The organism is Novosphingobium sp. (assembly GCF_965214355.1).
Lineage (GTDB): Bacteria > Pseudomonadota > Alphaproteobacteria > Sphingomonadales > Sphingomonadaceae > Novosphingobium.
This window is the reverse complement of the sequence record NZ_CBDCBI010000002.1, coordinates 3,733,359-3,751,756: the sequence shown is the minus strand read 5'-3', so window position 1 is coordinate 3,751,756 and position 18,398 is coordinate 3,733,359. Positions and strand designations below refer to the sequence as shown.

Genomic DNA, 18,398 nt, shown 5'->3' with positions numbered 1-18,398 from the left:
AGTTAGAGGTGTTTCTCGTAGATCGTGTATTCCTTGTTCACTTTGCTGTCGATGGCGTCGGCGATCGCGTTCATGCCCTGGTTGTCGTCGAGGACCCAGCCGATTTCGCCGCGGGTGGCGCCATAGCGTGCCACCGAATTGCGGCGGATATATTCGATCATCATGAAGGCGAGCTGGCTGGCCAGGCGCGAGGATTGCAGTTTCTTGCGCACGCCCATCAGCGGCACGCGCATCGTCCGGACGCGCGGTTTGCGCAGCCACAGCAGCAGCTTGATGAAATTGAACGGAAACAGCTTGCCGCCCATCGGCTTGATCGCTTCGTTGAGATCGGGCAGCGTCATCATGAACGCGACCGGTTCGCCGTCGTATTCGGCGATCATGATCAGGTCGTTGTGCACGATGGGTTTGAACTTCTTGCCGGCATAGGCGATTTCGGTGTCGGTGAACGGCACGAAGCCCCAGTTGTCCGACCAGGCATCGTTGAGAATGTCGAGGATCAGTGCGGCTTCGGCATCGAATTTCGACTTGTCGACATTGCGGATGCGGATGCGCGGGTTTTTCTCGCCCGATTGCACGATCCGCTGGATCAGCGGCGGAAACGGCCTGGTGATATCGAGCTCGTACGTGCGCAGCACTTTGGCCGGCTGATAAGCGCCGAGCGCTTCGATATAGTCGGCATAGCGCTTGGGCTGATGGCCCATCATCACCGTCGGTGGATGATCGTGACCAAGCGTCAGCTGGCCCGGTTCTTCCCACACCGACATCGACATCGGCGCGAGCACGCGGGTCATGCCCTTTTCGCGCAGCCACGTTTCAGCTTGCGCAATCAAGGCATGGGCGATGCCTTCGCTTTCGGCTTCGAGCAGGCCCCAGTTGCCGGTGCCCGGGCCCATGCCCTGAACCGGGTCCATCGCGACCGCCAGATGATCGATATGCGCGCTGATCCGCCCGACTGTGCGGCCATCCTGCCTGGCAAGGTATAGCTGAACATCGGCATGTTCAAAAAACGGGTTCTTGCCCGGAGTCATCAGCTCCATGGCTTCCATATGCAACGGCGCGACCCAGTTGGGGTCATTGGCGTTGATGCGGTAGGCGAGGTCGACAAATTCCCTGCGCTCGCGTGGTGTCCCGATCGGCTGGATCGTCACATCGCCCATTTCCGTTTCCCTCCCGCAGGCGCGTTGCCAAATCGCGCACAGTGTCTGCCCTGCCCGGGCAATGCCCGGCTTTGCCGGTGGAGGCAAGCGACGGGTCTGATCGGCGCGCATAAAAAAGGGCCGGATTGCTCCGACCCTCTTTTGGTTCGAAAACCGGAGTGGTCGCGGACCACTCCAGGCATTCGCTATCAGTTGCCCGAACCGGGACCGTACGTGATTTCCACGCGACGGTTCTGCAGTTCGCGTACGCCGTCTGCGGTCGGAACGCGCGGGTTGGCCTTGCCCCATGCCTTGCTGCTGATCGCCGAGGCAGGAACGCCGTGCGCGGTCAGGTAGGCCTGAGTCGAGGTGTTGCGACGTGCCGACAGAGCCAGGTTGTACTTCACCGTACCCGAAAGGTCGGTGTAGCCATCGAGCTGGATCGGAACGCTGGCGCAGTTGCCGTATGCGGTGATCGCGTTGTCGAGGATCGTTGCTGCTTCGGGCGTGATGTCCGACTTGTCCCAATCGAAGAACACGATGTACGGGCCCTTGTTGCACACTGGCGCCGGCGGCGGCGGTGGCGGGGGCGGCGGAGGGGGCGGCGGCGGCGGGGGTGGCGGCGGCGGAGCTGCTGCTTCGGCCATCGGTGCCGCGCCGAAGTTGTAGCTCAGCGTGCCCAGGAACGAATGCTGGCGATAGCGACCGCCGATTTCGGTTCCGCCCCAGACGTTGCCGCGACCGATCTGGTTTGCGCCATCAACGTTGAAGTAGGTGTAACGCAGGCCGATGTCCCAATGCTGCGACAGCGGCATGCGCACGCCGGCGATCAGCTGCCAGGCGAACTTCGTGGTCGAACCGGCGATGCCGTAGTTGGGGTCGGGCAGGTACTGGCGCACGCGACCGGCGCCGACGCCGCCGCCGACAAAGCCCTGCAGGCTGTCGTCTGCGCCGAAATCGACCAGGCCGTTCAGCATGGCGTCGTACACGCGGGTCTTGCCACCGGGATAATCCGAGTTGCCGTTGACGGTCAGCAACTTGTTGCGGTTGGTGCGATAGCCGCCTTCAGCTTCGATACGGACCGGACCGAAATCATAGCCGATTTCGCCGTTGTAATCCGAGCCGGTCTGATGCGTGAGCGTACCGTCCGAACCGATACCGCTGTTCTTGGTTTCGGTTTCGAGGATGGATACGCCACCTTCGCCTTCAACGTACCACTGGCCACTGCGCGCAAAAGCGGGAGTAGCCATGGCGGTTGTCGCCAGGGCAAGGCCCATGACCAGTTTCCGCATTATCGTTTCCCCTTAGTTGTAGGTAATGTCGTCTCGTAGTCGGTGGCATTTATCGTTTTTACGAAATTCCCGCAAGTAGGGCCACTGCGCAAGGGGCCCAAAAGTGTGGCATATTGGTAACTCTCGCCGCGTTAGCGTTGCGAAATCAAGGTTAACGAGGCGTATTTGGGTGTTTTGCCGCGCGCATGCGGCGATCTGGCGCAGATCCGTTGACGCATGACTTTCCTGAGTCGCCGCGCCTATGACCCCGCGCCGGGCGGTGGCACGATGGCCCAGGCGGCCGCCTGATCCAGCCCGGCCCATCTGTTTATCTCTGGCGGATTATGGCGCGCGCTTCTAATCAACCGGTCGCGCGACCGATAACAGACAGGACAGACCATGCTTCGCCGCCTTTATGACTGGACCATGGCCAAGGCTGCACATCCTTATGCGGGCGCATGGCTGGCGTTGTTCGCTTTTGTCGAGGCCAGCTTCTTTCCCATCCCGCCGCATCCGCTGCTGGGATTGATGTGCCTGGCCAATCCGAAAAGGGCGGTGTGGTATGCCGCATGTGCCACGGCAGGTTCGGTCGCCGGCGGCTTGCTCGGCTATGCCATCGGGCATTTCCTGTTTGCCAGCGTCGGCGCGCAATTGCTGTCGCTGCTGCACCTTAGCCACGCGTTTCCCTATGCCGCATGCCAGCTGCGCGCCAATGCGTTCATGCTGATCGTGGGCAAGGGCGTCACGCCGATCCCGTTCAAGCTGGTGACGATCACCGCCGGTTTCGTCGGCGTGCCGCTGGGCACATTCATCGCGGCCAGCCTGTTGTCGCGGTCGATCAGCTTCATGATCGTGGGCGTGCTGTTCCGCGTGTTCGGCGCGCCGATCAAGGCGTTTATCGATCGCTACCTGATCTGGGTCACGCTGGCATTCGTTGCCGCGATTGTCGCCGGATTTCTCGCGGTGTCGCTGTTTACCGGGCGCCATGGGGCAAAGTCGGATGCGTGTTCGGCAGCGACGATGCCGGCCGGCGTTACGGCGCCAGCTTGACCGGCGCGCGGTCTGCCTGTGCCAGCGCGGCCCGGGTGATCGGCTCCATCACTGCATAGCCGGCGGCCGTGGGATGGACGCCGTCGCTTGACAGGCCGGGCTTCATCGCGCCGTCGGGGCCCGCGAGCGCGGTGTAGTAATCGGCCAGGATCAACCCGCGCTGCTGCGTCAGTTCGCGCAGCCAGGCGTTGAGCGACACGATTTCAGACGCCGGGCGGTATCCGCCGCGCCAGTTGAAAACGCCGGCGGGCGGGATCGTGCCGATGACCACCGCGATATCGTTGGCCCGCGCCATGTCGACCATCGCCAGGATCGCATTGGCAAACTGGTCAGGGCTGACCGGGCCCTCATTGCCGGCAATGTCGTTGGTGCCGCACAGGATATGGACGACGCGCGGGCGCAGCCGCACCACGTCCTGGGTGAACCGCGCGGCCATCTGCGCGCAAGTCTGCCCCGAAATGCCGCGGTCGACGACGCCGCCGGCAAACAGCGCGGGCGACAGATTGAGCCAGAAATCGGTAATCGAATCGCCGATCATGACGGCAGGCGGCGCGCGATAGACCGAGCGGTTTGCCGTGTCATACCGGCACAGGTTGGGCCAGTCGGTCGTGGCGCTGCGATCGGCCTGGCATGGCTGCGTGGTCATCGCAGTGATCGCGCCGGGCACCGGCAATGGCGCGGGCGGGGCTGGCGGCATCTGCGCCAGCGCCGTGCCCGTCCATAGCACGGGCAAGGCCGCGGCCCAGCCGCGCCGCATCACGAGTCGCCTGTGATGATCCCGGTCGCCGTTCCTGCGCGTTCGAACATGCCGATGATCGTCCGCACCTGCTCTGCGGTGTGTTCGGCGCACAGCGAGCAGCGCAGCAGCGTCATGCCGGCAGGCGTTGCCGGTGGCCGCGCCAGATTGACGTACAATCCTTCGTGCAGCAGCGCTTCCCACATCCTTGCGCCGCGTTCCAGATCGGGCATGATCACCGCGATGATGGCGCTTTGCGGGGTTGCGGTGCCCAGCGTGAAGCCGAGCGCGGTCAGGCTGGCGTGCAGACGCTTCGAATTTTCCCACAGATGCGCGCGCTTTTCACCGGCGTGCATCAGCTTGCGGATCGATGTCGCGGCCGTGTGCACGACGCTTGGCGGCAGGCTGGCGGTAAACACGTAGGGGCGGCACACGAGGCGCATGATTTCGAACTTGGGATGGTTCGATACGCAAAACCCTCCGACCGTGCCGACCGATTTGGAAAACGTACCGATCACGAAATCGACCTGGTCGAGCACGCCCTGGTCTTCGGCGACGCCGCGCCCGTTGGGCCCGATAAAGCCCATCGAGTGCGCTTCGTCGACCAGCACCATCGCCCCGTATTTCTTTGCGATCGCGATCATCTCTTTCAACGGGGCGATATCGCCCAGCATCGAATAGACGCCTTCCAGGATGACCAGCTTGCCCGCGCCTTCGGGAATGCGGCGCAGACGCTTTTCCATCGCGTCGATGTCGTTGTGCTTGAACGGCACGACCTCGGCGTCGCCCATCTTGCAGCCATCCCAGATCGAGGCGTGGCTGTCGATATCGAGCACGATATAGTCGCCTTTGCCCGCGATCGTGCTGATGATCCCCAGATTGGCCTGATACCCGGTCGAAAAGACCATGGCGTGGTCCATCGCGTAAAATTCGCGCAAGGCATCCTCGCACGCACGGTGCCCGGCGTATGTGCCGTTCAGCACGCGGCTGCCGGTGGTGCCCGATCCGAATTCGTCGAGCGCTTTCTTGCCCGCGGCAATCACATCGGGATCGAACGTCATCCCCATGTAGTTGTACGTGCCGAGCAGGATCGTCTCGCGCCCGTTGCAGATCGCCTGCGTCGGCGAGATCACGCGCTCCATCACCAGGCCGAACGGATCGGTGATCCCGGTCGACAGCAACGCGCGGCGCTGTTCGATCAGCGGGTCGAATTTTGAAAACAGGTCGGTTTGCGCAAGCACCTCGGTCATCGCTGTCAGCCTCGCAATTTGGTCACGGCGTCGATCAACTGGCCATAGGTTTCGATCTCGGCCTGCTGATTCATGGTGATGATGATATCGAATTCGTCTTCGATCGCGGCGACGAAATCCATGACCGTCAGGCTGTCCCATTCAAGATCGGCGGCAAAGCTGGTGTCGTCGGTCACGGGCAGCGCCTTTTTGTTGAACGGTTCGATCACGGTGGCGATCCGTGCGCTGGTGTCGGCGCGATCCATGCAGGTGTTCCTTGAATGTGGCGGGGAAACCCCTGCCAGACGAATGCGGCGGAAAAGCGGCTGATCAGGCTGCTTGTCAAGCCGCCTCGTGCGATGCATCGCACGACACGCGATGAATTGGCCCGTTCCCCATCTCTGCCTCGTCATGATGGCCGCCCTGTCCGTGGCTGTCGCGGCGCCTGCGCGAGCGGCCGATCCGGGCGAGGCGCTCGATGATGCCATGGCGCAGAACGCGCAGGTTCCGGCGATGGGCATGGCAGTGCTGGGCGCAGGGCATATTTCCGCGCTGGCAGTACGGGGCGTGCGGGTGATCGGCGGGCAGGCGCGGGTCGTGCCTGGCGATCCGTGGCATATCGGGTCGGATGTCAAGGCGATGACTGCGGTGCTGATCGGGCGCCTGGTCGAGCGCGGCGTGCTGCACTGGGACGACCAGCTGGGCGCGCTGATGCCTGATCTGGCGATGCCGCCGCGGTATGCGCATGCGACTTTGCTTCAGCTGATGTCGCATCATGCGGGGTTGCCGCACGATCTGCTGAACGCGGGCATGCGCGCGGCGTTGTTCGGCGATGACAGCGCGGACAGTCCTGGCGCAAAACGGCTGCGCTATCTGGCGCTTGCGCTGGCCGATCCGCCGGCGGGGCGCGGCGGGTCGTTTCACTATTCGAACACCGGCTATCTGCTCGCGGCCGCGATTGCCGAGCGCGTCACGGGTGAAACCTGGGAGGTGTTGTTGCGGCGCGAAGTGCTCATGCCGCTGGGCATGGACAAGGCGCGGTTCGGCACGACGATCGACGGCGAACCGCGAGGACATCGCGGCGGCCATGCGACCGGGCCGGGCGACACCAACCCGCCGTTTTTCGCGCCCGCCGGCGGGCTGGTGCTGCCGCTGGAGGACTGGGCAAAATTCTGCCTCGATCAATTGGCTGGTGCACGTGGCGCTGGCCGATTGTTGAGCCCGGGCGGGTACCGGATGATGCAGACCAGCCAGGGGGCCGGCGAATACGGCATGGGCTGGGAAGTCGTGGCGCGGTATGGCGGGCGCGACGGGCCGGTGCTGGTGCATGCGGGGTCTGATACCAACTGGTTCGCGCTGGCGGTGCTGTTTCCCTACAATGGCAGCGGCGTATTGGTAGTCGCCAATGCCGGACCGGACATGGGCGGCGATGCGGCAGTGCGCGCGGCGGTGGCCGCGGTGCTGCCCGATCTGAAGCCCCGCGATCCGTAGGCGTTGAAACGCCGGTGCAGACGCGATAGGCGCGTTTCAACGCAATCAGGAGCCAAGCCATGACGATCAACCGGATTTCGACCGGGTCTCCCTGGGAGGCGAAGATGGGCTATTCGCGTGCAGTTGTTGCCGGCGGCATGGTGTTTATTTCAGCCACTGCCGCGACGGACGCCAGCGGCGCGGTCGTCGGCATAGGCGATTTCGAACGGCAGACTGCGGTGATTCTGGAAAAACTGGGCGCGGTGCTTGCCGAGGCGGGATCGGGGTTCGACCGGGTGGTGCAGTCGCGGGTTTATCTCACAGATGTCGACCAGTGGGAGGCGGTTGGCCGGGCGCATGGCGCGGTGTTTGGCACCAATGGACCGGCGTTGAGCCTGGTGCATGTAAAGCCATTCCTCGACCCCGATATGCTGGTCGAGGTGGAATTGGTGGCGGTGGTTTGAGCCGGGCGCCTTGGGCTTGATTCCAAGGTGCTCAGGCCGCTATCGGCTCGCAGCCCGCATTCACTTTGGCAAGAATGCGAAGGACATCCGGGCGCTCATAAAGCACCTCGATCAATTTGATCGCCGCCGACGTTGGTTGCCCACGCCCGCTTTCATATTTCTGGAAGGCGCGGGGGCCGCCGCCGATCAAATCGCTGGCAGCCTCCTGGGTAAGATTAAGCCGATCGCGAAAGTCTTTGAGATGCGCGATATAGGCGGACCGCAGATTGACAAATGTCGCCTCATTCTGATCGAGGTCGTTCATCTCGTGAATGCCATCGTTGCCTTCATCCGGATACCAACCGGGGGTATCCACGACCATCCGATAGATACCGTATTGGATGACCTGTGGCCGAATGTCCCGCTTTAACATGGCACCCGTTTCAGGATGAATGCGAGTTTCCATCTCATTTCTCCTTGAAACTGGTCAGAGTCACATCAATGATCGTGGTTCCGGCAAACTTTAAATATAAGACCATCAGACCGGTAGCGTCTTGATAGGTATAGGTATCGTGCCAATTCCCTGGAACGCTGTTACGGCCTGGCTCTGACTTTACAAAATTCCGTTTGGTCAGGTCCAGGACCACATCGCAAATGTCGGCACGTGTGTAATTTATCGCCTGCGCATCGCGTAACGCCTTGGTCGTAATGCTACCCGTCCCTGCAGCAAACCCGGCCTGGATTGCGGACAAATCATGATGCGCAATCCGCTTCATGACGGATGGATACACCTTTTTGGTGTATTGTCAAGATGTGCGTGACGGTGCCAGGCCGCGCTTTTCTAGCGCTGCTTCTTCGCCAGCGTGGCGTTGAAATCGGGGTCCTTGTTGGCCACCCAGTCGACGAATTTGCGGATCGCCGGGTTTTCCAGCAGCACGCCGGCATCCATCCCGGCGCGTTGCAGCTCGGAATTGGTGAAGGTCGTGATCACGGTCTGCTGGCAGATCGGGTGCATCGGCACGGTATCGCGACCGCCCCGGCTTTTGGGCACGGGGTGATGCTCGATCACGGTCTTGCCCACCGGCCGGCCGCACAGCCAGCACGGCGGCACGATGACCGGGGTCTCGTCCTCGTCACGAACGTCTTCGTAGGGGCCGTGTTTGGGATGTTTGCGTGCCATGCGCGTGCCTATAGCGGCGGGCGACCATTCAGAGCAACTGGTTCACTGCCTGCAGGAACGGCATGATCGACACCGGCTTCGACAAGTACCCTTCGGCGCCGGCCTCGCGGATGCGGTCTTCGTCGCCTTTGCCGGCATAGGCGGTCACGGCCAGCACCGGGATGTGGCGCAACGTTTCGTCGCGTTTCAGCGCCTCGATCAGTTCCAGGCCCGAAATGCGCGGCAGGTGGATGTCCATGATCACCAGGTCGGGCGCGAAGGCGGCGGCGCGTTCGAGCACGGCATGGCCGTCGGCCAGCGGCTCGACTTCAAAGCCCTTGGCCTTGAGCAAGTCGCTGAACAACTTGCGATTGAGGTCGTTGTCCTCGACAACCAGAATTCTTTTTGCCACTTAAGCTTGCTATCCCCGCAACGCACGCGCCCACCGGGTGCGGTCTATTCCCCGGAAAGGGTGCTGGCAATCATTCGTCAACCATCTTTGCCCGCCGATCCCATGGCGATCGCGCTGCGCGCGCTTGTCTGGGTGCTCAGCGATGAAAACCGGGCGGACCGGTTCCTGGCGCTGACCGGCATGACGCCCGACGCGCTTCGCGAGGGGATCAGCGATCCGGTAATCCTGGGCGCGGTGCTTGAATTCCTCGCCAATCACGAAACGGACCTTGTCGCGGCGGCTGCGGCGCTCGATATAGCGCCCGAGACATTGGCGGCCGCATGGGAAAAACTGCAATGATACAAGTCCTATGACCCAATCAGGCGGGCGCCCGCTGATCATCAGCGACTGCGACGAAGTGCTGCTGCACATGGTCGCGCCGTTCAAGGATTATGTCGCGCAAGTCCACGGCATCGATTTCGCGATGACGGACAGCGATTTCAGCAAGGCGATGCGCTATGCCGCCGATGGCCGGCAGGTGGAGGGGCCCGAGATATGGCGCCTGCTCAATCTGTTTTTCGACACCGAGATGTACCGGCAACAGCCGATCGTGGGCGCGGTCGAGGGTATCAACGCGCTGGCCGAACATGCCGACGTGGTGATCCTGACCAATCTCAATGACGAGCGGCGCGAGGCGCGCACGCAGCAACTGGCCGATCATGGCATCAACGCGCGGGTGTTTACCAACCAGGGCCCCAAGGGCCCGGCGCTGCAGGCGATCATCGACGAATACAAGCCCAGCCGGGTGGTGTTCATCGACGATCTGCCGCAGCATCACGCCTCGGTCAGCGAGATTTCCCCCGATGTCCGCCGCCTGCATCTGTGCGGCGAGCCGTTGCTGGCGCCGCATATCGATTGCGCGCATGAAGCCGGCCATGCCCATGCCCGCATTGACGGCTGGCCAGAAGCGCTGCCGTGGATCATGGCGCATGTACATGGAGTGGAAAATGTCTGAAGTTGACAGCATTGTCGAAACGCTGAGCGCCGCCGGGTTCACGCTGCCCAAGGCCGCGGCGCCGGTGGCGGCGTATGTGCCCACAGTGCAGGCGGGCGGATTGCTCCACGTTTCGGGCCAGTTGCCGTTCGTCGATGGCTCGCTGGTGATCGGCCGGCTGGGCGAGGATGTCAGCCTCGAACAGGGCCAGGCCGCCGCGCAGGCCTGCGCGCTGATGCTGCTGGCGCAAGTCAAGGCCGCGCTCGGGTCGCTCGACCGGGTGGAACGTGTGGTCAAGCTGGGCGCGTTCATCAGTTCGACACCGACGTTCACCGATCAGCCCAAAGTCGCCAATGGCGCGTCGGAGCTGATGGTGGCTGCATTCGGGGAGGCTGGGCGCCATGCGCGCAGTGCGGTCGGCGTGCCGGTACTGCCCCTGGGAGCCGCGGTGGAAGTCGATGCTGTATTTGCTGTTCGCGCTCATTGATCGCTGGCTCGCGCCGGTTCCGCGTGCGGGCCGGTGCGACTGGCTGACCACGCCGGTCTATGCGCATCGCGGGTTTCACGATGCTGCCAGCGGTCGCATCGAAAACAGCCCGGGCGCATTTGCGGCGGCGATTGCAGCCGGGCTTGGCATCGAATGCGATGTACAGCGCAGCCGCGATGGCCAGGCAGTGGTGTTTCATGATGAAGACTTGTCGCGCCTGACCGGCAAACCCGGCCGCGTGGCCGATGAAACCGCCGCGTCGCTGGCGCAGGTCGTGCTGACGGGCAGCGCCGATACGATCCCGCTGCTGGCCACGCTGCTGGCGCAGATCGCCGGGCGGGTGCCGTTGCTGATCGAAGTGAAGATTGCGCGGGCCGGCCGGGTCCAGCCGCTGTGCCTTGCGGTCAATCGCGCCCTGGAGGGCTATGGCGGACAAGTTGCGGTGATGAGTTTCGACCCGCGCGTGTGTTCGTGGTTCCACCATTATTCGCCGCATGTCGTGCGCGGGCTGGTGATGACCGAGGCCAGCTGGCGCACATTGGGGGCAAAGGCGCGGCGGCATCTTGCGCTGTGGCGCGCGCGGCCCGATTTCATGGCCTATGACATCGGCGATATCGGCGGCGCGTTTCCCGTGGCGCAGCGGCGGCGCGGGATGCCGCTGTTGACCTGGACCGTCGACAACATGGAAAAAGCTGCGCGTGCGGGCGCAAAGGCCGATGCGCCGATCGCCGAAGGCGCCGGGCTGGCGCAGTTGCTGGGCGCGCAATGAGCCGCACCGCGCGGATCTATTCCGGGGTCAGCGACATTCACGCCGCAGACTGGGACCGGATGGCCGGCGATGACAATCCGTTTGTCAGCCATGCGTTCCTGTCCAGCCTGGAACAGTCGAAGAGCGTGGGCAAGCGCAGCGGGTGGATCCCGATGCCGATCGTGATCGAAGACGACCGGGGCGCGCCGGCGGCGGCGCTGCCGGCCTACCTGAAGGCACACAGCCAGGGCGAATATGTGTTCGACCACAACTGGGCCGACGCCTGGCAGCGCGCGGGCGGCAACTATTATCCCAAATTGCAGATCAGCGTGCCGTTTACGCCGGCAAGCGGCCCGCGTCTGTTGTTCGGGCAAAGACCCGATCTGGCGCCCGCGCTGCTTGCGGCGGCGGAACAGGTTGCGCACGAGCACGGGCTGTCATCGGCGCATGCGACATTCATCGCCGCCGACCAGGTGCCGATGTTCGAAGCGGCCGACTGGCTGTTGCGCGCCGATATCCAGTTTCATTGGGAAAACCGGGGATACCGGACGTTCGATGATTTTCTGGGCGCGCTGTCGTCGGCACGGCGCAAGAATTTGCGCAAGGAGCGCGCGGCGGCGCAGGACGGGATCGAGATCCGCGCGCTGACCGGCGATGCTATCCTGCCGGAGCACTGGGCGGCGTTCTGGGAATTCTACCAGGATACCGGGGCGCGCAAATGGGGGCGGCCTTATCTGACCCGCGCCGCGTTCGATCTGATCGGGGCGAGCATGGGCGACAAGGTCCTGCTGGTCATGGCTTTTGCGCAGGGGCAGCCGATCGCGGGCGCACTCAATTTCATCGGCCGCGATACGCTGTATGGCCGGTACTGGGGCTCGGTCGTGGACAAGCCGTTCCTGCATTTCGAACTGTGCTATTACCAGGCGATCGATGCGGCGATCGCGCTGGGCCTGTCACGGGTGGAGGCCGGCGCACAAGGCCAGCACAAGCTGGCGCGCGGGTACGAGCCGGTGCAGACGATATCGGCACATTACATCGTCGATCCGTCATTCCGCCGCGCGGTGGGCGATTTCCTTGTCCGCGAACGCGCAGGGGTCGACGATGACCAGGCTTTGCTGGGCGAGCATATGCCGTTCCGCAAAGGGCCGCCTCCGCCAGAGGGCGACTGAATCAGGGACCTGAATCAGGCGACGCGGCGCGCGCGGTCTGCATTGGCGCGCAGCCATTCGCGGGCGCGGCGCTGGGCTTCGGCAATTTCGCGCGCGGTCATGTCTTCGGAAATTTCCGCGCGGCAGTTGGCTGCGCTGTCCTGGCCACCGACTGCGGCAAGGTTGAACCATTTGTGGGCTTCGACCAGATCGACCGCCAGGCCGTGCGCGCCGGTTGAAAAGACCATGCCCAGGTCGAGCAGCGCTTCGCTGCATCCCTGTTCGGCAGCGCCCATGTATTGCGCGACGAGCGCATCATACGCTGCCAGTTCGCCTGCCTGTGTGTCGGTTCCCCCGACAAGCTTTATCGTACCCTGATTCATGTCGCTCAAACCCCGAAAATCCTGCGCCCCCCAAATTTCAGTCTTTGGCGCGTTGACTGCAAGGTCGCCCGGTTTGATCAACATATGGTTAACGGCGGCAACATTTTGCCGGATCGCCGAACCGCGAGACGAAAGCAGGCAAGGGCCCGCCGCCGCGCCGGTTCAAAGCGGGGCACAAGCCGGATAGAGCTTTGCCTAATGACTTGTGCGTATGCTTTCCGACGCTTATAGGCCCGGCCAACCCCTGCCTTGCGTGCCATGGCGGCATGTCGATCAGGCGGGTGTCGCGCAAGCGGAGGGCCGGATGGCTGGTGTTCTGAGTGACGAAATCGATGTGTTGGCCAAGGCCCGGCGGTCCATGCCGGGTGATTATGTTCCCACTGAAACCGAAACGTACATGAACGAAGCGCAGCAGGATTATTTCCGGCGGCTGCTGCTCGAATGGAAAAAATCGATTTTGTCAGCCTCGTCGAACACGCTTTCGGCGTTGCAGGAAGGGCCGATCCGCGAACCCGATCTCAACGATCGCGCGTCGAGCGAAACCGACTGGGGCATCGAATTGCGCACCCGCGACCGCCAGCGCAAGCTGATCGCCAAGATTGATTCGGCGATGCGCCGGATCGATGAAGGCGATTACGGCTTTTGCGAAGTGACCGGCGAACCGATCGGCCTGGGCCGGCTGGTCGCGCGCCCGATCGCAACGATGACGGTCGAGGCGCAGCAGGCGCACGAACGCCGCGAAAAGGTCTCGCGCGACAATTAATTTTACATCGCCACGCAATTGTGACCCGTATTGGCACTATGAGAAACGCGGGGTGCCGTAGCCCCGTCCGATTAACACTTCGTTTTCCAATCGGCCGTTAACGCTTGTCGCGATCTTTCCGGCGGATTTGCTGGACAAGGCACCAGCGATGCGCAGGGCTTGTTGACCAATTGTGTTCAGGTCGGCCTGCCCTTGGCACAGATGAAGCGGAACCGGACGTTGACAGACATTGACCATCGCCAAGTCGGCCGGGACAGCCTGTTCCTGATGGCCGATCTGCGCGTCGAGGGACAGGCCGGCGACCACCGGGTCAAAGTCCGCAATCTGTCCGCGCATGGCATGATGGCCGAATGCACCGTCCGCGTGACATCGGGCGTCGGTGTCGAGGTGAACTTGCGCAATATCGGCTGGGTCGCAGGCCGCGTCGCCTGGATCCAGGACAACCGCTTCGGCATTGCCTTTGGCAACGAGATCGATCCGCTGCTGCCCCGTGCCACGGCCGAGATCGCCCCGGAAACGCCGCGCTATCTCAAATCCGCGATCAGCGCGCCAGACCCGCGATCGCTGCGCAAAATCTGAATAATTCCCCCCGGAACGGCCCGGAACGGGGAGAACCAAGACATCAGAAATCGATCGCGATGCCGTTGCGCTCCCAATCGCCATAACGCGTGGGATCGAGCCCATCGGGATCATCGGCGGGCGTGATCGCGCGTGGCTCGGGCAGCGGCGGGTTGATCCAATGCGCCGGCGGGGTGAAACCGGCCGGGCGGGTGGTGGCGCGCTTGAGTGGTTCGGTCATGCGTATGCAGATGGGCGCAGCCACACTGGCTTGCAATTGCCAATTGGGGCCAATGCGACGATAGGGGGCCATGGTACGCCCCCCCAACACATCCGGATCGTCGTTCAATCTCACCGATACCGGCTCCGACGGGCCACCGAAAAATCTGGCTGAAATTCCCGGCAGCGCCGCGCGTCTGGCAGCGTTGCGGATGGTCGACGCGGTGTTGCGGCGGGGCGATCCGCTCGACCAGGCAGGGCCGCCACTGCTGCGCCCGGTGCCGCGCGCCGACGATCGCGCGCTGGCCACCGCGATTGCGCAGGAAACGCTGCGCTGGCTGGTCGATCTCGACACGTTGATCGACAGCGCCACCGCGCAGAACCTGCCCGACGATGCCAAGGCGCGCAGTGTGCTGCGCCTGATGCTGGTACAGGTGCTGCGGCTGAACCTGCCGCCGCACGCGGTCATCGCCACGGGTCTGCCGTTGCTGACGGGCGGCCCTCGCCGGCTGGCGCATGGGGTGTTTTCCGCGATTTTGAAGCGCGGCGATGCGGCATTGCCGGCAGCGCCCGGCTTGCCGACGCCGGTGCTGGCGCGCTGGATTGCGGCTTGGCCCGCCCGGATCGACGCGATTTCAGCAGGTCTGGCCGAGCCGCCGCCGCTCGACCTGACGCTGGCAAATGCGGCCGATACTGCGCATTGGGCAGAGCGCCTGGGCGGGGTCAGCCTGATGCCCGGCCATGTCAGGCTGGCGCGCGGCCAGGCGGTCGAAAAGCTCGACGGCTATCGCGAAGGCGCATGGTGGGTGCAGGATCTGGCAGCGGCGATCCCGGCGCGTCTGATCGGCCAGGCGCCACACGCGGGCGCGACTGCGCTCGACTTGTGCGCGGCGCCCGGCGGTAAGACGATGCAACTCGCCGCCGCGGGCTGGCACGTGACTGCGCTCGACAAATCCGCGCGGCGGCTGGAGCGGCTGACCGAGAACATGGTGCGTACCGGTCTGACGGCGCAGACCGTTACCGCCGATGCGCTGGAATGGGCGCCCGATCACGGTTTCGATGCGATTCTCGTGGATGCGCCGTGCAGTGCCACGGGCACCTGCCGCCGCCATCCCGACGTGCTGCATCGCCTGGCGGCGATGGATGAATTGGTCGCATTGCAGCGCGAATTGCTCGCGCGCGCGGTACGCTGGCTGAATCCCGGCGGCACGCTGGTCTATGCGGTCTGTTCGCTGGAGCCAGCCGAAGGCGAGGCGCAAGCGCACTGCACGCTAACGCCGCGCCCGATCACCACCGCCGAATTGCCCGAAGGCCTGGTGCCGACGGCGGAAGGCTGGCTGCGCACCGACCCCGGCATGATCGCCGAGGCGGGCGGCATCGATGGATTTTTCGCTGCGCGCTGGACTGCCTAGAAAGGGGTCAGGCCTTGACTTGCGCGGAGAAACTTTTGCGCAATTTCGCCAGTTTGGGCGGGATCACCGCAATGCAGTACGGATTGCGCTGGCCTTCGCCGTCCCAGTATTCCTGGTGGTAATCCTCGGCCGGATACCAGGTCGCCGGGCCCTCGATCGTGGTGACGATCGGCGCGGGCCAGGTTTTTGCGGCGCGGGCGATGGCGGCCTCGAATTCGGCACGCTGCGCATCGTCGAGCGGAAACAGCGCCGAGCGGTATTGTGTGCCGACATCGTTGCCCTGCCGGTTCAGTTGCGTGGGATCATGCGTCGCAAAAAACATATCCAGCAGCGTCGCCAGGTCGATCACATCGGTATCGAACGTCACGCGGATGCCCTCGGCATGGCCGGTGGTGCCCGAACAGACCTGCTTGTACGTCGGGTTTACGGTATGCCCGCCCAGATAGCCGCTCTCGACCGAGCTGACGCCGATCACATCCTGAAACACCGCCTCTGTGCACCAGAAACAGCCGCCGGCAAAAATGGCCTGAGCTTGCGCCATGAGAGATTTCCTTTTCGCGAACCTGTTGCCCTCAAATAGGAAGCCCACGCGCGGATGTCATCGTCCCGTCGTTGAAATGCGACAGCGTTGCTCCTAATACCATGTCCATGACCGAAATCACCGTCGCGGCGCTGCAACTTGCGCTTTATGATCCCGATCCTGCCACCAACATCGGTGCGGTGTCCGCTCTTGTGGAACAGGCGGCAAACCAGGGCGCGCGCGTGATCCTGCCGCCGGAACTGTTTGCCGGCGCGTATTTCTGCCAGCAGGAAGACGAGGCGCGGTTTGCGCTGGCGCATACGCTGGACGAAGACGCCTCGGTCGCGGCGATGCGCAAGCTGGCCAAGCAGCTGGGCGTGGCGATCCCGACCAGTTTCTACGAACGCGAGGGGCCGCATTATTACAACACGTTGGCGATGATCGGCGCCGATGGCGAGGTCATGGGGATCTATCGCAAAAGCCACATCCCCGATGGCCCGGGCTACGAGGAAAAATACTATTTCCGCCCCGGGAACACCGGTTTCAAGGTGTGGAACGTGTTCGGCACGACGATCGGCGTCGGTGTATGCTGGGACCAGTGGTATCCCGAATGCGCGCGCGCGATGGCGCTGATGGGCGCGGAACTGCTGTTCTACCCGACGGCGATCGGGTCCGAACCCTACGATGCCGATATCGACACCAGCCGCGTGTGGCGCCGCGCGATGCAGGGCCATGCCGCATCGAATTGCATGCCGGTGATCGCGGCCAATCGCATCGGCGCGGAAGAAAACGACCAGACGTTCTACGGCCACAGCTTCATCACCAATGAATACGGTGATTTCCTGGCCGAATACGGCGCGCAGGAAACCGGCACGCTGGTCGCGACGATCGATCTGGCTGCGGCACGCACGCATCGCGCCGGGATGGGCTTTTTCCGCGATCGCCGCCCGCAACTGTATGGTCGCCTGGCGCAGGATACGTGAAAGCGATCGGCAGGCGCCCGCAACTGACCCGCTACCTGATCGCGCTGGGCTCCAATATCGCACATTCGCGCCACGGCCCGCCGCCGCACGTGCTGCGCGCCGCCTGCACCGCGCTGGACCATGCCCCGCTGCATGTGGTCGCGACCGGGCCGATCATCACCAGCACGCCGCTCGGCCCATCGCGCCGCCGCTATGCCAATTCTGCCGTCATCATCGAAACGATGCTGAACCCGCTGTTGCTGCTGGCCCATTTGCAGGCGATCGAAACCGCCTTTGGCCGCACCCGCCGCGGCCAGCGCTGGGGCGCGCGCACGCTCGATCTGGATATCATCCTGTGGTCGGGCGGCGCGTGGCAGGATGACCGCCTGACAATTCCCCATGCCGAATACCGCGATCGGCTGTTTGTGCTGACCCCGGCATTGCGCATCGCGGCCGACTGGCGCGACCCGCAAACCGGCCTTTACGTGAAACAGACGCACGCCCGCTTGACCCGCCGCGCGACCATGCCTAAGGCACCGCTTCTGCACGCAGACGCGTCGGGCCCATAGCTCAGTCGGTAGAGCAACTGACTTTTAATCAGTAGGTCGCTGGTTCGAATCCAGCTGGGCTCACCAATCTAAATATATGAAAAACAGAGATAAAAATTAGGAAAAGTGTCTTCATTTTTTACCGGCAAAAGTGGTAAACAAACAGCTCGGGTAACGGCTGGGGTAACTTTAGTGCTTGCTAAGCGCCATCTCGAGGTAACACCCAAATCGGATATAGTTTCTATTGGCCTCTCATGCGCAGTATTAGTCAGTTCGTTTCGATATTACCTATTGCAATATAAGCGTTTTTAAATTTTTGCGAGTCGCAAGCTGGTCCAGCTTTCGGCCGCGTTGTGATCCGAATCTATGGCCCAGCAGCGATATTCAGCCGAATTCGGGTTGTTCGGTGCGTCTAATTTCGGCGAGGCTATGCGTGATATGCTCGGGCGAGCGCGGGTCTTTTATGCAAGCCGCCATGCGATCGGCCACCCCAAGGCGTTGCTCGACCTCGCGCAACAGCAAAATCCCGCCGTGCGACGACAGCAGACCACCATCAAATCGAACATCCAACCGCTTGCCAGAAACAGGTGGCAACCCAGCAGCAGGAGAGTTGGATCGTCCATGGCGGGTGTAGCCCTCTGAAATGGCGTTGTTCGGTCTAAGCAACCAAATCATACATCAAATCAGCAATTTGCGCTACATCCGCCAACCCCGGGTGACTTTTTCGGGTTAACGGAAATTGGGGAAGAGCGGCGCGCTGGCTTCGGCGAC

The 18,398-nt window shown here is 63.2% G+C and carries 25 protein-coding genes, 1 tRNA gene and 1 pseudogene; 14 read left to right on the top strand and 13 right to left on the bottom strand.

The window, feature by feature from the left end:
- Positions 1–2: 2 nt before the first annotated feature.
- Both ACOOE2_RS17295 and ACOOE2_RS17290 read right to left on the bottom strand, forming a co-directional pair.
- Positions 3–1,157 carry an N-acetyltransferase gene (locus tag ACOOE2_RS17295; protein ID WP_420384220.1) on the bottom strand — a complete coding sequence of 385 codons (1,155 nt, stop codon included), beginning with the start codon at positions 1,155–1,157 and terminating at the stop codon, positions 3–5.
- A 188-nt stretch (positions 1,158–1,345) separates the two neighbouring features.
- A complete protein-coding gene (locus ACOOE2_RS17290; RefSeq protein WP_420384219.1) occupies positions 1,346–2,428 on the bottom strand; it encodes an OmpA family protein in 1,083 nt (360 codons plus the stop codon).
- A 378-nt stretch (positions 2,429–2,806) separates the two neighbouring features.
- Between ACOOE2_RS17290 and ACOOE2_RS17285 the strand changes: the two genes are divergently transcribed.
- On the top strand, positions 2,807–3,457 hold the full coding sequence (locus tag ACOOE2_RS17285; protein WP_420384218.1) for a YqaA family protein: 651 nt from the start codon (positions 2,807–2,809) through the stop codon (positions 3,455–3,457).
- Here ACOOE2_RS17285 and ACOOE2_RS17280 read toward each other — a convergent pair.
- The 3 genes from ACOOE2_RS17280 to ACOOE2_RS17270 are packed head-to-tail and all read right to left on the bottom strand — an operon-like array spanning position 3,441 to position 5,688.
- Entirely contained in the window at positions 3,441–4,214 is a 774-nt protein-coding gene (locus tag ACOOE2_RS17280) for a GDSL-type esterase/lipase family protein (protein ID WP_420384217.1), read from the bottom strand. The genes ACOOE2_RS17285 and ACOOE2_RS17280 overlap by 17 nt on opposite strands.
- Complete coding sequence (spt, locus tag ACOOE2_RS17275; RefSeq protein ID WP_420384216.1) at positions 4,214–5,443, bottom strand: serine palmitoyltransferase; 1,230 nt, start codon at positions 5,441–5,443, stop codon at positions 4,214–4,216. Before spt ends, ACOOE2_RS17280 begins: the two co-directional genes overlap by 1 nt.
- Positions 5,444–5,448: 5 nt before the next feature.
- A complete protein-coding gene (locus tag ACOOE2_RS17270) occupies positions 5,449–5,688 on the bottom strand; it encodes an acyl carrier protein (protein WP_420384215.1) in 240 nt (79 codons plus the stop codon).
- Between the two features lie 112 nt (positions 5,689–5,800).
- Between ACOOE2_RS17270 and ACOOE2_RS17265 the strand changes: the two genes are divergently transcribed.
- Positions 5,801–6,913, top strand: coding sequence for a serine hydrolase domain-containing protein (locus ACOOE2_RS17265; RefSeq protein WP_420384214.1), 1,113 nt, complete (start codon positions 5,801–5,803; stop codon positions 6,911–6,913).
- 59 nt (positions 6,914–6,972) lie between these two features.
- On the top strand, positions 6,973–7,356 hold the full coding sequence (locus ACOOE2_RS17260) for a RidA family protein (RefSeq protein WP_420384213.1): 384 nt from the start codon (positions 6,973–6,975) through the stop codon (positions 7,354–7,356).
- Between the two features lie 31 nt (positions 7,357–7,387).
- Here ACOOE2_RS17260 and ACOOE2_RS17255 read toward each other — a convergent pair whose 3' ends face one another.
- The 4 genes from ACOOE2_RS17255 to ACOOE2_RS17240 form a co-directional block, all read right to left on the bottom strand.
- Positions 7,388–7,801, bottom strand: a complete 414-nt coding sequence (locus ACOOE2_RS17255; RefSeq protein ID WP_420384212.1) for a type II toxin-antitoxin system MqsA family antitoxin — start codon at positions 7,799–7,801, stop codon at positions 7,388–7,390.
- A 1-nt stretch (position 7,802) separates the two neighbouring features.
- Complete coding sequence (locus tag ACOOE2_RS17250; RefSeq protein WP_420384211.1) at positions 7,803–8,111, bottom strand: type II toxin-antitoxin system MqsR family toxin; 309 nt, start codon at positions 8,109–8,111, stop codon at positions 7,803–7,805.
- Positions 8,112–8,176: 65 nt separating this feature from the next.
- On the bottom strand, positions 8,177–8,515 hold the full coding sequence (locus tag ACOOE2_RS17245) for a hypothetical protein (RefSeq protein WP_420384210.1): 339 nt from the start codon (positions 8,513–8,515) through the stop codon (positions 8,177–8,179).
- 28 nt (positions 8,516–8,543) lie between these two features.
- Positions 8,544–8,906: a response regulator gene (locus ACOOE2_RS17240; RefSeq protein WP_420384209.1), complete on the bottom strand. Its 363-nt coding sequence runs from the start codon at positions 8,904–8,906 to the stop codon at positions 8,544–8,546.
- A gap of 87 nt (positions 8,907–8,993) precedes the next feature.
- Here ACOOE2_RS17240 and ACOOE2_RS17235 point away from each other — a divergent pair, with 87 nt between their 5' ends.
- From ACOOE2_RS17235 to ACOOE2_RS17215, 5 genes are read left to right on the top strand one after another with little or no spacing between them, the layout of a single operon-like run.
- Positions 8,994–9,245, top strand: a complete 252-nt coding sequence (locus ACOOE2_RS17235; RefSeq protein ID WP_420384208.1) for a DUF3572 domain-containing protein — start codon at positions 8,994–8,996, stop codon at positions 9,243–9,245.
- A gap of 10 nt (positions 9,246–9,255) precedes the next feature.
- Positions 9,256–9,900, top strand: coding sequence for an HAD family hydrolase (locus ACOOE2_RS17230; protein ID WP_420384207.1), 645 nt, complete (start codon positions 9,256–9,258; stop codon positions 9,898–9,900).
- Positions 9,893–10,366, top strand: coding sequence for a RidA family protein (locus tag ACOOE2_RS17225; protein WP_420384206.1), 474 nt, complete (start codon positions 9,893–9,895; stop codon positions 10,364–10,366). Before ACOOE2_RS17230 ends, ACOOE2_RS17225 begins: the two co-directional genes overlap by 8 nt.
- Entirely contained in the window at positions 10,338–11,135 is a 798-nt protein-coding gene (locus ACOOE2_RS17220; RefSeq protein WP_420384205.1) for a glycerophosphodiester phosphodiesterase family protein, read from the top strand. The genes ACOOE2_RS17225 and ACOOE2_RS17220 overlap by 29 nt, the downstream gene beginning before the upstream one ends.
- The gene (locus ACOOE2_RS17215; RefSeq protein ID WP_420384204.1) at positions 11,132–12,283 is read left to right on the top strand and encodes a GNAT family N-acetyltransferase; all 1,152 of its coding nucleotides are present in this window, start codon (positions 11,132–11,134) and stop codon (positions 12,281–12,283) included. The genes ACOOE2_RS17220 and ACOOE2_RS17215 overlap by 4 nt, the downstream gene beginning before the upstream one ends.
- A 14-nt stretch (positions 12,284–12,297) precedes the next feature.
- On the opposite strand, the gene ACOOE2_RS17210 is transcribed toward ACOOE2_RS17215, so the two are convergent.
- Entirely contained in the window at positions 12,298–12,645 is a 348-nt protein-coding gene (locus ACOOE2_RS17210) for a hypothetical protein (protein WP_420384635.1), read from the bottom strand.
- 304 nt (positions 12,646–12,949) lie between these two features.
- Between ACOOE2_RS17210 and dksA the strand changes: the two genes are divergently transcribed.
- Both dksA and ACOOE2_RS17200 read left to right on the top strand, forming a co-directional pair.
- Positions 12,950–13,408: an RNA polymerase-binding protein DksA gene (gene dksA, locus ACOOE2_RS17205; RefSeq protein ID WP_420384203.1), complete on the top strand. Its 459-nt coding sequence runs from the start codon at positions 12,950–12,952 to the stop codon at positions 13,406–13,408.
- A gap of 219 nt (positions 13,409–13,627) precedes the next feature.
- The gene (locus ACOOE2_RS17200) at positions 13,628–13,987 is read left to right on the top strand and encodes a PilZ domain-containing protein (RefSeq protein ID WP_420384202.1); all 360 of its coding nucleotides are present in this window, start codon (positions 13,628–13,630) and stop codon (positions 13,985–13,987) included.
- A gap of 43 nt (positions 13,988–14,030) precedes the next feature.
- Here ACOOE2_RS17200 and ACOOE2_RS17195 read toward each other — a convergent pair whose 3' ends face one another.
- Positions 14,031–14,207 (bottom strand): DUF1674 domain-containing protein, encoded by a 177-nt coding sequence (locus ACOOE2_RS17195; RefSeq protein ID WP_420384201.1) that lies wholly within the window; start codon positions 14,205–14,207, stop codon positions 14,031–14,033.
- 70 nt (positions 14,208–14,277) lie between these two features.
- On the opposite strand from ACOOE2_RS17195, the gene ACOOE2_RS17190 reads away from it, so the two are divergent.
- A complete protein-coding gene (locus ACOOE2_RS17190) occupies positions 14,278–15,597 on the top strand; it encodes an RsmB/NOP family class I SAM-dependent RNA methyltransferase (RefSeq protein ID WP_420384200.1) in 1,320 nt (439 codons plus the stop codon).
- A 7-nt stretch (positions 15,598–15,604) separates the two neighbouring features.
- On the opposite strand, the gene msrA is transcribed toward ACOOE2_RS17190, so the two are convergent.
- The gene (gene msrA, locus ACOOE2_RS17185; RefSeq protein WP_420384199.1) at positions 15,605–16,138 is read right to left on the bottom strand and encodes a peptide-methionine (S)-S-oxide reductase MsrA; all 534 of its coding nucleotides are present in this window, start codon (positions 16,136–16,138) and stop codon (positions 15,605–15,607) included.
- A 107-nt stretch (positions 16,139–16,245) separates the two neighbouring features.
- Here msrA and aguB point away from each other — a divergent pair, with 107 nt between their 5' ends.
- The 3 genes from aguB to ACOOE2_RS17170 all read left to right on the top strand — a co-directional run bounded on the left by aguB (position 16,246) and on the right by ACOOE2_RS17170 (position 17,714).
- Entirely contained in the window at positions 16,246–17,100 is an 855-nt protein-coding gene (aguB, locus tag ACOOE2_RS17180; protein ID WP_420384198.1) for an N-carbamoylputrescine amidase, read from the top strand.
- Complete coding sequence (folK, locus tag ACOOE2_RS17175) at positions 17,097–17,648, top strand: 2-amino-4-hydroxy-6-hydroxymethyldihydropteridine diphosphokinase (protein ID WP_420384197.1); 552 nt, start codon at positions 17,097–17,099, stop codon at positions 17,646–17,648. The genes aguB and folK overlap by 4 nt, the downstream gene beginning before the upstream one ends.
- Positions 17,639–17,714 (top strand) — tRNA-Lys (locus ACOOE2_RS17170). The genes folK and ACOOE2_RS17170 overlap by 10 nt, the downstream gene beginning before the upstream one ends.
- A 327-nt stretch (positions 17,715–18,041) precedes the next feature.
- On the opposite strand, the pseudogene ACOOE2_RS17165 reads toward ACOOE2_RS17170, so the two are convergent.
- A pseudogene (locus tag ACOOE2_RS17165) lies at positions 18,042–18,272 on the bottom strand (transposase); the annotation flags it as partial.
- Between the last annotated feature and the right edge of the window lie 126 nt (positions 18,273–18,398).